Origin of the sequence: Flavobacterium magnesitis (assembly GCF_041729735.1) — a bacterium.
In the GTDB taxonomy this organism is placed as follows: Bacteria; Bacteroidota; Bacteroidia; order Flavobacteriales; family Flavobacteriaceae; genus Flavobacterium; species Flavobacterium magnesitis.
This window is the reverse complement of the sequence record NZ_JBCFQK010000016.1, coordinates 19,768-30,617: the sequence shown is the minus strand read 5'-3', so window position 1 is coordinate 30,617 and position 10,850 is coordinate 19,768. Positions and strand designations below refer to the sequence as shown.

Annotated in this window: 10 protein-coding genes; 8 read left to right on the top strand and 2 right to left on the bottom strand. The window is 32.6% G+C overall.

The genetic code is table 11. From position 1 onward, the window contains the following. Positions 1-171: 171 nt before the first annotated feature. Entirely contained in the window at positions 172-2,910 is a 2,739-nt protein-coding gene (locus AAGV33_RS11440; protein WP_373392154.1) for a substrate-binding domain-containing protein, read from the bottom strand. 284 nt (positions 2,911-3,194) lie between these two features. Between AAGV33_RS11440 and AAGV33_RS11435 the strand changes: the two genes are divergently transcribed. From AAGV33_RS11435 to AAGV33_RS11400, 8 genes are all read left to right on the top strand, one after another. Next, on the top strand, positions 3,195-3,776 hold the full coding sequence (locus AAGV33_RS11435; RefSeq protein WP_373392153.1) for a Crp/Fnr family transcriptional regulator: 582 nt from the start codon (positions 3,195-3,197) through the stop codon (positions 3,774-3,776). A gap of 91 nt (positions 3,777-3,867) precedes the next feature. Continuing rightward, positions 3,868-4,758 (top strand): MBL fold metallo-hydrolase, encoded by an 891-nt coding sequence (locus AAGV33_RS11430; RefSeq protein WP_373392152.1) that lies wholly within the window; start codon positions 3,868-3,870, stop codon positions 4,756-4,758. 65 nt (positions 4,759-4,823) lie between these two features. After that, positions 4,824-5,213, top strand: coding sequence for a nuclear transport factor 2 family protein (locus tag AAGV33_RS11425; RefSeq protein WP_373392151.1), 390 nt, complete (start codon positions 4,824-4,826; stop codon positions 5,211-5,213). Positions 5,214-5,262: 49 nt separating this feature from the next. Further along, a complete protein-coding gene (locus AAGV33_RS11420) occupies positions 5,263-5,844 on the top strand; it encodes a Crp/Fnr family transcriptional regulator (protein WP_373392150.1) in 582 nt (193 codons plus the stop codon). 146 nt (positions 5,845-5,990) lie between these two features. Further along, positions 5,991-6,419 carry a nuclear transport factor 2 family protein gene (locus AAGV33_RS11415; protein WP_373392149.1) on the top strand — a complete coding sequence of 143 codons (429 nt, stop codon included), beginning with the start codon at positions 5,991-5,993 and terminating at the stop codon, positions 6,417-6,419. 134 nt (positions 6,420-6,553) lie between these two features. After that, positions 6,554-6,916 (top strand): DoxX family protein, encoded by a 363-nt coding sequence (locus tag AAGV33_RS11410; protein WP_373392148.1) that lies wholly within the window; start codon positions 6,554-6,556, stop codon positions 6,914-6,916. Positions 6,917-6,921: 5 nt separating this feature from the next. Beyond that, on the top strand, positions 6,922-7,800 hold the full coding sequence (locus AAGV33_RS11405; protein WP_373392147.1) for a pirin family protein: 879 nt from the start codon (positions 6,922-6,924) through the stop codon (positions 7,798-7,800). 151 nt (positions 7,801-7,951) lie between these two features. Then, entirely contained in the window at positions 7,952-9,694 is a 1,743-nt protein-coding gene (locus AAGV33_RS11400) for an APC family permease (RefSeq protein WP_373392146.1), read from the top strand. A 29-nt stretch (positions 9,695-9,723) separates the two neighbouring features. On the opposite strand, the gene AAGV33_RS11395 is transcribed toward AAGV33_RS11400, so the two are convergent. Beyond that, positions 9,724-10,767, bottom strand: a complete 1,044-nt coding sequence (locus tag AAGV33_RS11395) for an o-succinylbenzoate synthase (protein WP_373392145.1) — start codon at positions 10,765-10,767, stop codon at positions 9,724-9,726. Positions 10,768-10,850: the final 83 nt, after the last annotated feature.

Genomic DNA, 10,850 nt, shown 5'->3' with positions numbered 1-10,850 from the left:
TGATGTTACAATTTAATCATGCAATTACTGATAGTTTGATATTTTTAACCCAAAGTCTTTATTTACAAGGGTTTTAAGATTTTTAATTTTATTTACGAAAACCGTGTAGTTTCGATTTTGTTACCTAAAGTTTAAAATTGATACCTGATTTGTATCAATTTTAAACCACTATTAATTGGAAGATTTGTATTCCTTTGGTGAAATTCCAAATTTATTCTTAAAAGCTGTAGAAAAGTAATTGGGTGATGAGAATCCAAGTGAGTAAGCAATCTCAGAAATATTCATCTCATTGGCCTTTAAAAGCTCTGCTGCTTTCTCTAATTTCACGTTATTAATATGGTCACTTATATTAATTCCGATGATTGCTTTTACTTTTCGATACAACTGCACTCTGGAAACACCTAATTTATCTGCCAGATCTTCTACAGAGAATTTAGGATCTTCGATATTCAACTGGATAATATCATTCATTTTTGTAATGAAAGATTGTTCCTGATTGCCAAATCGGGATTCTGGTTCTATTCGATAAATATTATTAGTGTAATAGTAGCGGAGTTTTTCTCTGTTAAAAAGTAAACTTGAAATAGATTGTTTTAAAATAGAAAAGCTAAAAGGCTTAGTAAGGTATTGATCTACACCGCTTTGCAATCCTTTTAAAACTGATTCTTTATTACTTTGCGCCGTTAAAATAATAATTGGAATATGAGAAGAACGCAAATCTTTTTTCAATACTTTGCTTATTTCATAACCATCTTTGTCAACTAAATTAATATCACAAATAATAATATCCGGAACAATTTCGGTTGCTTTTTCGATAGCATCACTTCCATCAGAAGTATGCACTACATATTCATTAGATAATTTACTTCTTAAAAAATGAACCAAGTCAATATTATCTTCAATCAATAACAGCGAATGTTTTTCCGATTCAGAAATAGAATCAACATCATTTAAATCAGATTCAATATCTAAATTATCAAGTATTAAATTTGGAGTGAGATATGGATTTTCGGCTGTATTTATAATTTCTGAAGGCTGTAAATGGCTGTTTCCTTTCAACAATGTAACCACAAACTCACTGCCTTGCTTTGATTTTAATTCAATTTTTCCATGGTGCAAAAGCACAAATTCTTTTGACAAATGCAATCCAATTCCAGAACTATTTTTATTATTATTTGAAGCTCTAAAGAAAGGGCTAAAAACATTATGTAGCTCATTTTCAGGTATTCCTATTCCAGAATCTTTAAAACTAATTTTAACCGTATTATCTTGATTTTCTGTAATTGAAATACTGATCTTTCCATTATCGGGTGTGAATTTGAAAGCATTAGAAAGTAAATTAAAATAAACTTTGTCCATCAAGCCTAAATCAATAAACAATTCGAGGCTTTTATTTTTACAAACCAACTGAAAATCAATGTTCCTACGAGTAGCTTCTCCTTTAAAATTTTTCATTACTTCGTTAGTAAAATCATAGATTTTTGCCTTCGAAGCTCTTAAAGTAAATTTTTGTTCCTCTATTTTTCTAAAATCCAGCAACTGATTAATCAATCGCAACAATCGATTGGAATTTTTATGAATCAATTTTATCTCATCGATGAGTTTTGTTCCTTTAATTTTTTCATTTTCAATTAAAGACTCCACATAACTCATAATCAAAGTTATAGGCGTTTTAAACTCATGCGAAAGTCCAGTGAAAAAATTCAATTTGGCTTCGTTGCTTCGCTCTGCAATTTTTGCCATTTCCTGAATTTCATTATTTTGCTCAATTACGGTAAGATTGAATTTTTCCAGTAGCTTTTTCTTTCTTGCAATAGAAATAGTAGAATAAATACTATAAACTGTTAAACTTAAGATAATCATTAGAAAGAAACTCAAGAGCCTTACCAGATTATTTTGCGAAGCATATTCTTTTTCTTGTAGGTTTATAGCACCCTGTTGCGATTCTATAACTTCTTGTTGCTGATCTACCTTATCCATTTGGTTTTCGATAATTTCAGCATTATTCTTATCGATTACTATGGTATTTAAAATATTGGTTTTAGCAATTGTCTCTTTATTATACATTTTCAATGCTAATTTCAATGCTTCATTTCCACCTGTTGGATATAAAATAGTACCATCTAAAACACCACTTTTTACCAATTCAATCCCACCATTAACCGTATTCAATCCATCAACTCCTATAAATTTAATTTTTTTCTCTAAACCTAATGTTTTAGCGGTTTCCCATGCACTTAACCCCATACGATCATTGTGTGCAAAGATGTACTCTATATCTGGATTTTCTAAAAGAACAGCTTTTAAAGGTTTTTTAACTGATTCTTTTTCCCAATCGCCTTGAATCACATTTACTACATCAAAACGTTTGTTTTCACTCACAAACTGATTAAACCCTATACTTCGTTCATGAGCTGGTGACGAACCCTTAGCTCCCATGATTTCAATAATTTTCCCCGATCCTTTACTGTGAGAAATAATGTATCTGGCAGCAATTCTGCCAATTTCTATATTATCCGCCCCTAAATAAGCAGTGTAATTTTCGCCTTCTATTTTTCGATCTACAACTAAAACAGGAATGCCTGCTTTGATTGATTTTTCGACTACCGCAGTTAAAGGTTTTGATTGAATGGGCGATACAATAATAACATCAACTCTATTCGAAATAAACTTTTCGATATCATCAATTTGTTTTTGAATGGTATTATTAGCGTCACTAATTGTTAAATTGACTTCAGGACGCAATGAAGCTTCAATTTTCATCGAACTGTTCATTTGTTTTCGCCAATCGTCAGTAGTCATGGCCTGAGAAAAACCCACTTGAATTTTGTTCCCTTGTTCTTGTTTACAAGAAACTAGACTTAAGAATGCTACAAAAAACAGCAAAATATATTTTACAATTGTATACATGAAATTTTAGATTTAAAATAAATGAAAAAATAGTTTAGAAAAATCTTCTTGAATCGACAACTTGTTAAAATAATTAGGAAGGATTATTTTAGGAATAACAAGTCTGGAAGAAAACTATAATTGAAAGAGTAAATTTAACCTTTTTTTTAATGTAGCCAAATCTAGATTATAAAATCTATTACACTAAATTAAATCCTCAAAATCATATATTTTAATATATCTTTCTTAAAGCATTGCCTGTAAACAACAATTAAGTAAATTTAGAATTATTTATACAACTCAAAATGACCGAACTTCTTAAACAAAATATTGCAGCACATATTTCACTTTCAGTTACTGAAATGGAAGAATTCTGCAATTTGTTCGAATGCCACACAATTAAGAAGAAAAGCTTTTTATTACAAGAAGGCGAAATTTGTAAATTTGAAGGTTTTGTTACCAAAGGGCTTTTTCGTGTTTACCATATTGACCAAAATGGTTTTGAACAAGTACTCTATTTTGCTATTGAAAATTGGTGGATTACTGATATTGATAGTTTTACCAATAAAAAACCATCACAACTTTTTATAGAAGCACTCGAAGACAGCGAAGTACTTTTAATTTCAAAAAAAGATAAGGAATTCGCTTATTCCAATTTACCCAAAATAGAAAAACTTTTTCGGGTAATGACCCAAAAAACACACGTGGCTCTTCAGCGTAGAATGATTGATAATTTGAGTAAAACAGCGGAGTCCCGCTACATTGAATTTGCAGAAAAATATCCTCAGCTTATTCAGCGGCTTTCCAACATTCAGGTAGCGGCTTATTTGGGTATTACCAATGTTTTTTTGAGTAATATTCGAAAGAAAATTGCCTTAAAAAAATAAGATTTTCCTTTTAATTATTTAAACTAGTTTAATGTTTTGAGATAGCATATCGTTTCATCTTTGCAATGTTAATTTTAAACAACAGCAAAAAATGAAAAACCTTATCTCAACAGTATTTATAACAATTCTAATTTTATTTAATATGGAAACACAAGCACAAAATTTCAAAACTATTGAAGCTAAAGATTTAAAAATTCAAATTTACAACGTCTCAGAAAACAGTTTTGGTGTAGCATCAGTAATAGTATCTGGAAAAACAGATGCGGTTTTGATAGATGCACAATTTACTTTAGCAGATGCCGAAAAAGTAGCTCAGGAAATTAAAGCCAGTGGCAAAAAACTGACCACTATTTTCGTTTCTCACGGTGATCCTGATTTTTACTTTGGACTGGAAGTTTTCAAAAAATATTTCCCTGAGGTTACCGCTTATACTTCTCCAGCAACAGTAGAACATATTAAAGCCACAGCTCAAAAGAAATTAGAAGTTTGGGGAGAAAGATTAGGTTCTGCAATTACGTCAAATGCAATTTTGCCTCAGGTTTTAAAAGGAAATAGTATTGAACTGGAAGGTTATAAATTAGAAATCGTTGGTTTAGAAGAATTCCCGAATAAAACATTTGTCTGGATTCCTTCTATCAAAGGGGTTGTTGGTGGAATCAATATTTTTGGAACCACGTTCAATCTTTGGATGGCTGATGCACAAACTACTAAAACCCGCAAAAGCTGGATATCCGTTTTAGACAAAATTACAGCTTTGAACCCTGAAATTATAATTCCGGCTCACGCTAATTCAAATTCTCCATTTGATATTACTGCTGTAAATCATACCAAAAGTTACATTCAATTCTACGAAGAAGCTTTGAAAACCAATAAAACATCAGAAGCTTTAATCAAAGCTTTAAAAGCAAAATATCCAACACTTACTTTTGAAACAGCATTACAGATTGGAGCAAAAGTAAATACCGGAGAAATGAAATGGTAAAATCAATCCTCTACAGCCTGACGATACTTTTGGCATTGTCAGGCTGTATTTTAAATAAAAAGACAATGACAAATCTTGAAATTGTAAAAAGCACTTACGAAGGAAAAACTTCGGAAGAAAACGGTAAAAATCTAGCGCAATATTCGGCTGAAAATATTTCCTGGACAGAAGCCAAGGGTTTTCCATATGCTGGAACGTATATTGGTTTAGAAGACATAACCCAAAATGTTTTTAGCCGATTGGGAAGTGAATGGATTGACTACAAATTCACTCCGGAAGATTATGTAGCCAGTGATGACAAAGTAGTGGCATACGGAACTTACACAGGAATATATAAAATCACAGGCAAATCATTCTCCGCCAGAGTGGCTCACGTTTGGAAATTGAAAGACAGTAAAATTATTAGTTTCGAGCAGTTTGTGGATAGTCAAACAGTAAATGAGGCTATGAAATAATAATCATTTTTTTTATAACTTGCATTGTTTTAAAGTAACCCCCAAACTAATGCACAAAAATCTTTTAACTTATATCAACCAACACATAGCTTCACCCCTTACAAGCGAAGAAGAAGCCTTAATTGTAGCGACTTTTCAACCTAAAAAATTAAGAAAAAAACAATACTTTTTACAGGAAGGTGATGTATGTAAATATGCTGGTTTTATTGTAAAAGGCGCTATGCGACAATATAGCGTAGATGAAAAAGGTACAGAACATATTGTACATTTATTCATAGAAAACTACTGGGCAAACGATCGCGAGAGTTCTACGATGCTTACACCGTCAAAATACAATATTGATGCATGGGAAGATACCGAATTACTTATTATTACAAGAGCAGAAATGCTGGATTTAATGGATAAAATACCCGCTTTGGTACAAATGATTCGCTCAATGGATGAAAGAAATGCCATTGCTAATCAACGACGATTAAGCTCTACTATTAGCAATACGGCTGAAAAACGCTATGAGGAATTTGCTGCTCATCATCCGCAATTTATTCAGCGATTTCCACAACATCTTATCGCTTCTTTTTTGGGAATCACCAAAGAAACCTTGAGCAGAATTAGAAAACAAACACTAAAATAAGCTCGATTCTAATTTTAATTTTATACAAACCGTTGACAAATGTCAACGGTTTTTTTTATCATATCTCATTGTTGTGAGGATTGTCTTTGATGCAACTTTGCCCTATCAAAATCAATTAAAAGAATAACAATAAAATTTAAACAAAAATGGAAAATTCAAAAAACACAACTGCAACTCAATTACTTCGTAACTCTTTAGACAGATTTCTTGCCAAAGATATGAAAGGCTGGTCAGCCCTTTGTGCTGAAGACGTAGTAGCCGAATTCCCTTTTGCACCAGAAGGTATGCAAGCTCGATTTGAAGGTCGTGAAGCATTATATGCTTACTTAAAAGACTACCCTAATTTTATCGATGTAAAATCGTTGCCAACTTTGAAAATATACGGTACTGATGACGAAAATGTTGCCATTGCAGAGTGGAGTGCTTCTGGAGTTGTAATAGGCAATGGAAATCCTTACGAAATGAGCTATGCTACTTTTGTAACTTTCCGTGACGGTTTGGTTGTAAACTACCGTGAATATTGGAATCCACAAGCTTTTCAAAAAGCAATGAGCGGTGGAAGTTTTGCAGAATAATAAATACCCAGTATAAAAAACGTTGACATTTATCAACGTTTTTTATTATCATATCACATCGTTTTAGGACTTGCTTTTGATGCAATTTTACATCATAGAAACAAACAAAAATTAATCATTTAAAAATTAAAAAAATGAACAAGAACAAAATTATTTATTGGACAACAACAGGAATTATTAGTGCTATGATGCTTTTCAGTGCATTTGGTTATTTGACTAATCCTGATATGAAAGCGGCATTTGTGCATTTAGGATTTCCTGATTATTTCAGAATTGAATTAGCTATTTTAAAGATTTTAGGAGCTTTAGCTTTACTACTTCCAATGGTTTCAGCTAAAATTAAATCATTCGCTTATTTTGGATTTGGATTAACATTCGTGTCTGCATTTATTGCCCATTATGCAAGTGGCGACCCGATTTCTACAGCTATTATGCCAATCATTTTCTTAGTGATTTTAGGAGTATCTTCAGTTTTTTACAATAAAGTTAAAGCTTAATTAATATGAAAAAAGAAATCAGTTTTTCAACAAAAGGCAACGAAGCCAATCTTGGCCCTTTAAGTATCAATCGAATGCTGCCCAATAGATATACTAATAAAGTAGGACCATTTGTATTTCTTGATTATGTTGCACCAGCAATTAAAGAAATAATAAATGAAAACGGTATGGGGGCACATCCACATCGAGGAATAGCTACTCTAACTTATATTCTCCAAGGCGAGGAAGAACATTTTGACAGTGCCGGAAATTATGCCAAAATCAATTCGGGTGGCGTACAATGGATGAAGGCAGGCACAGGAATTGTTCATGGCGGAAATTTGAATTATGATTCCGAAACAGATAGTAAAATGGTTCAGGGTTTTCAGTTTTGGATTAATTTACCTGCAAAAAACAAAGCCGAAAAACCAGCTCACATCGCAATTCAAGCCAACGAAGTACCTAAAAAAGCTTTAGCTAACAATGCGGGTTGGATAAAAGTAATTGTTGGAAATTATGAAGAATTGAGTTCGAAAATTCCAAATTATTCAGAACAATTTTTGTATCACATACATTTGGAAGCAGGACAACAATTTTCCATCAGTTTGAAAGATAAAATAGAAGCTGCCGCATTTTTGACCACACAAAATGTAATACTGAATGATGTCGAGTTTCAAACAGCTGAGCTTATCGAATTTGGAAAAAAAGCTGGTGCAATAGAAATAAAAAATACGGCTCAAACAACAGCCGATATTCTACTATTTGGAGGCGAAGAATATACAGAGCCTATAGTAGCAGAAGGTCCATTTGTCATGAACAGTCAGGAAGAAATAGTTCAAGCGTATCAGGATTTTTACGCTGGTGAATATGACACCATTGATTCAAAAATAAAGGATAAAATCTAACAAAATGAGGTTTTAAAACAACAAACATTCTGTTTTTTCGAAAATTTTTTAGCCAAAATACTTTAAACCCAGCTAGGAATAAGCACTTTTATTTGGAGATAAAAGTCAAATGTCTATCTTTAGAAAATTAAGCATCTATAGAGACATTAAAATGAAAGAAACAGTACACAAAAAACTAAATGAATTACAAGCAACAGCAATTTGTGGAAATGATATTAGCTCTTCTTGCCTTTATGTATCGGCATTAACCATTATGTATGCTGGTCAATATGCTTGGATTTCCTTATTAATTGTTGCAGTAGTACTTTACTTATTTAGAAAAATTTATGGAGAAGTAGTTGGAGCCATTCCACTAAACGGAGGAGCTTATAATGTATTATTAAATACTTCTTCTAAAAAAATGGCTTCGCTTGCAGCAATGCTAACGGTATTATCTTACATGGCTACGGCAGTTATTTCGGCCTCCGAAGGAATGCATTATCTTCATGGTATCTTTTCTTTTATTGATGTACACATAGCAACTGTAGTTGTATTGCTTGCCTTTACTTATTTGGCAATTTTAGGAATTGGCGAATCGGCATTTGTAGCAGTAATTATTTTTATCATCCATTTATTCACATTAAGTGTTTTAGTCTTTGCTTCTGCTTGGTTTTTAATGAATCATGGGTTAGAAATTTTTCATTTAAACTGGAGACTTCCTATCACATCAGAAGGAATTCCTCATGCCCTTTTCTTAGGTTTTGCGGCGGCTATGTTAGGAATTTCAGGATTTGAAAGCTCTGCTAATTTTGTGGAAGAACAAAAACAAGGTGTTTTTCGAAAAACGCTTCGTAATATGTGGGGAATTGTTAGTTTTTTCAATCCTGTATTAGCCTTATTGATCATTTGTATCATTCCATTAGCAGAAGTAGGCGAACATAGAGAATCCCTTTTAGCCTTTTTAGGCCATACTACTGGAGGCACCTGGTTGGCTTATCTCATTTCTATCGATGCTGTATTAGTTCTTTGTGGTGCTGTATTAACCTCATTTGTGGGAGTTTCTGGATTATTAAACCGTATGACATTAGACCGTATTTTGCCCAACTACTTTCTAAAACAAAACAAAAGAGGTTCAAATTACCGAATTATTATCAGTTTTTTACTCCTTTGTGTTTCTGTTTTAATAGTAACCGAAGGAAATATTATTGTTCTTGCAGGCGTTTATACTTTCTCCTTTTTAGCCGTTATGGGCTTATTCGGAATTGGAAATTTATTATTAAAATTCAAACGTCGAAAATTACCACGTCCTGAAAAAGCGAGAGGAATTGCAGTAGTTGTAGCGGTAAGTTTAATAATTGCGGCTTTTATAGGAAACATAGAATTAAATGTCGATTCTTTCTATACTTTTTTACAATATCTAGTTCCAGCACTTGTCTTTATTGCTATTATGCTCAATCGTTCTTTTTTAATTCTCATTTTAATACAAGCCTTAGAATATTTCTACAAACCACTCCGAAAAATGGTCATTTTCAGCAATCGTTACTTGATTAAAATGAATGTAAAAATCACCTCTCAGGAATTTGTTTTTTTTACTAAAGGGGATGATGTGGCTATTTTAAACAAAGTCATGCAGTATGTTCAAAATAACGAAACTACAAGAAAATTAAAAATTGTAAACATTAAATTGGAAGGCGCAAATAATGAATCTTTAAAAGTTGATTTAAAGGTTTTAGATCGCGCATATCCAGAAATTGATATTGAATTTATAGAACTAGAAGGTGTTTTTGGTCCAGAAATTATTGATCAATTATCTAACAAATGGAAAATTCCTAAAAACTTTATGTTCATTGGTTCTCCAGGAGATCGTTTTTCTTATCGAATTTCTGAGCTTGGTGGTGTTCGATTAATCATGTAATTTCTATCCAAAAAAGATAGAAAGTTACTCTATAAATTCTCGAAATTAAAATTCCAAGTCAACTCCTTTCTATACCACAATTGTCCTGCTGAAACTTCAAGCGGACAATCAAAATTATTGGTATAAAGCGCCCCTGTTCCTAATCCTTGAGGCATTAAATTATGCTGTAAAAAAGTCCATTGTGCAATGGCGTTTAAGCCCACATTACTTTCCAAAGCCGAAGTAATCCACCAACCAATTTGGTGCTTTTCAGCTAAGGAAATCCACTCTTGAGTTCCTCTAAAACCACCCACAAAACTGGGTTTTAAAATGATGTATTGTGGCTTGATTTTTTGCAATAATTGCTCTTTTTCAGCCAATGAAAACACACCAATTAGCTCTTCGTCTAAAGCAATAGGAAAAGGAGTCGTTTTACACAGCTCTGCCATCCTGTCAGTGTTGTTTTTTTGAATAGGTTGCTCAATACTATGCAATTCAAAACCAGATAATTGATTTAATTTATGTAAAGTTTCATTTAAACCAAAAGCACCATTAGCATCTACACGGATTTCTACTTGTTCCGGAGTAAAATGTTCCCGAATAAAACGTAATAACTCCAATTCTTTATCGAAATCTATAGCACCAATTTTAAGTTTTACACATCGAAAACCTTGGGCTAGTTTTTCCTCGATTTGCTGCTTCATAAAAGCCGCTTCTCCCATCCAAATCAAACCATTAATTTCAATTGATTTTTCGCCTTCGGTAAAGGCAGAAGGAAAGAGTAAAAAAGGGGTTTCACTAGCTAAAGATTGAAACGCCATTTCGACTCCAAACTGTATCGAAGGAAATTCCATTAAAGCTTCCCAAAGTGCCTCTTTGCCTAAATGAATATTAGCACAAGTCCATTGTAATTTGGCTTCATAATCTGGTCGGTCATCGGCACTTAAACCTCTTAGAATTCCGCACTCTCCTATTCCCTTTTTTCCGTTCTTTTCCAAAACCAAAAACCAGGTTTCTTTTTCGGTCATCACACCACGAGAAGTTCCCGATGGTCGTTTAAAATTTAGAGTGTATTTATGATAGGTTGCTTTCATTTATTTTAACCACAAAATTATTTTACCGCAAAGGGCACAAAGTTTTTCGCAAAGTTTTCAAAGTTTTTTCACCATTAAGAAGT